Genomic DNA, 427 nt, shown 5'->3' with positions numbered 1-427 from the left:
ATTTTCACGCACACAAAGTGTGTCTTGAATAAGAGTGGTAATTTATTACTAGTAGATAAACTAAAAGTGAATAAACTACCGGGTTGATTACGTTTCCGAGGAGGACCCGTAATCACCATCATTAATAGGCGATATTCCTATTAATAACAGCTTGGTATTTATAATTTACAAACAACAGCGCGACACCGTGTTCATCATATAAATACCGGTATTTATATCAGCTTTCCAGATTGTTAAAGAATTAGTCATTCACACACATTCGGTGAGGACTTGGTTTAAAAAACCAAACTTAACTTATCAACTTTGATAGTTTAAGTTTGGTCTCTTTCTTATACGAAGAAGTGGTGGAGCTAAGCAGGATCGAACTGCTGACCTCCTGCGTGCAAGGCAGGCGCTCTCCCAGCTGAGCTATAGCCCCGCAATGGGA

At 39.3% G+C, this 427-nt stretch carries 1 tRNA gene; it reads right to left on the bottom strand.

Going from position 1 to position 427, the window contains the following annotated elements:
• Positions 1 to 342: 342 nt before the first annotated feature.
• A tRNA-Ala gene (locus tag H4J65_RS05895) sits at positions 343 to 418 on the bottom strand.
• Positions 419 to 427 lie beyond the last annotated feature (9 nt).

Origin of the sequence: Colwellia sp. MB02u-9 (assembly GCF_014077085.1) — a bacterium.
Taxonomy (GTDB): domain Bacteria; phylum Pseudomonadota; class Gammaproteobacteria; order Enterobacterales; family Alteromonadaceae; genus Cognaticolwellia.
The sequence above is the reverse complement of the archived record's forward strand: the minus strand, read 5'-3'. Positions and strand labels throughout refer to the sequence as shown.